The sequence below is a fragment of the Streptomyces anatolicus genome (assembly GCF_019400875.1).
GTDB classification, from domain to species: domain Bacteria; phylum Actinomycetota; class Actinomycetes; order Streptomycetales; family Streptomycetaceae; genus Streptomyces; species Streptomyces anatolicus.
Map to the genome: position 1 here is coordinate 1 of NZ_WMBF01000840.1, position 1,248 is coordinate 1,248.

General features: G+C 71.0%; 2 protein-coding genes. Both read right to left on the bottom strand.

What is annotated here, in order from left to right; all coding sequences use genetic code 11:
• Positions 1–21: 21 nt before the first annotated feature.
• On the bottom strand, positions 22–663 hold the full coding sequence (locus tag GKQ77_RS32865; RefSeq protein ID WP_219692798.1) for a hypothetical protein: 642 nt from the start codon (positions 661–663) through the stop codon (positions 22–24).
• Between the two features lie 109 nt (positions 664–772).
• The coding region (locus GKQ77_RS32870) for a DinB family protein (protein ID WP_219692799.1) at positions 773–1,248 on the bottom strand (476 nt) is incomplete at its 5' end.

The following is a 1,248-nucleotide window of genomic DNA, read 5'->3' on the forward strand; positions in this document are numbered from 1 at the left end:
GGCCCACCCTCCCAGGGGGCCCTACTCCGCGAAACGGAACGTAGACGTCACCGCGTCGAAGATGTCGAAGAACGAGTCCGCCAGTTCGAGGATCTGGCTGCTCCCCGAGACCAGCGCGACCTTGCCCTCCTGGCCCGGCACCGGAATGAACGTCTGCATCAGGACGACGCGCATCGTGCGGTCGTCGCCCGGCACGGAGATGTCCTCGACGCCGTACGTGCGCGCCGCGAGGCCGACGCCCGGGATGTCGACGGTCGTGACCTTGCGCCACGCGTCGCCCTCCCGCTTGGCCTCGCGCACGCCGAGCTGGGCGACGATGCGGTTCGGGTCGGTCGGGAGTATGTCGCCGCTCGGCGTGCGGGCGCCGACAAGGGAGACGGTGACCGAGCCGGTGACCGGCGTATCGCCGCCGAAGGTCTCCGCCATGCAGCCGCAGTACAGGGCCCCGGACTGCCAGGCCTCCTTCGACGCCTTGCGCAGGAAGCCTTCGAAGGTCTCGCGGTAGGGGGCGAGCTCGGGGCGGGCCCGCACGCGGTCGTTGATCATCTGGCGGATGGCGGCGTCGCGGGACTCGGGGCGTACGTCGAACTCCCACCACGTCTCCGGCACCTTGATGCTGAATCCGCCGCGCGCGATGGTCTGCGGTGCTGTGTAGCGGGCCATGGCTGTTCTCGTCCCCTTCGTCGGCGTATGCCGGGCCGGCCGGCCGACTGCTCGCCGGTCCGGCCCCGGCCAGCCTACGAGGCTCCCTCACCCCCGGGCTCGCCGCCCGCTACTCCCCCGTGACGCCGTCGATCCGCTCCCTCAGCAGGTCGGCGTGGCCGTTGTGGCGGGCGTACTCCTCGATCATGTGCGTGAGGACGTAACGGAGGGAGTACGTCTCTCCGTCGTGCTCACCGGTGGCGTCCAGGGAGTCAAGGGCGTCGACGACGGCGCGGGAGCGGGCGCACTCCGCGTGCCAGACCCCGAAGGCCTCGTCGGGATCGGCGTCCGCCACATCGAAGTCGGCGGGCTCACCGGGCAGCCGCCCGCGCCAATTAGCCTTCAGGGCCTCACCGTTCAGCACGTTCCTGAACCAGCTCCGCTCCACCTCGGCGAGGTGCCGGACCAGCCCGAGCAGCGACATGTCGGAGGGCGGCACGGCCCGCTCCTTGAGCTGCCCGACGGTGAGCCCGGCGCACTTCATGGCAAGGGTCTCGCGCTGGTACTGGAGGAAGGCGGTGAGGGAGGCGCGTTCGTCTGGGGGGG

What these genes read in the sequence shown, in the direction of transcription:
- GKQ77_RS32865 (WP_219692798.1), bottom strand. Translation starts at nt 663, where the DNA reads ATGGCCCGCTACACAGCACCGCAGACCATCGCGCGCGGCGGATTCAGC.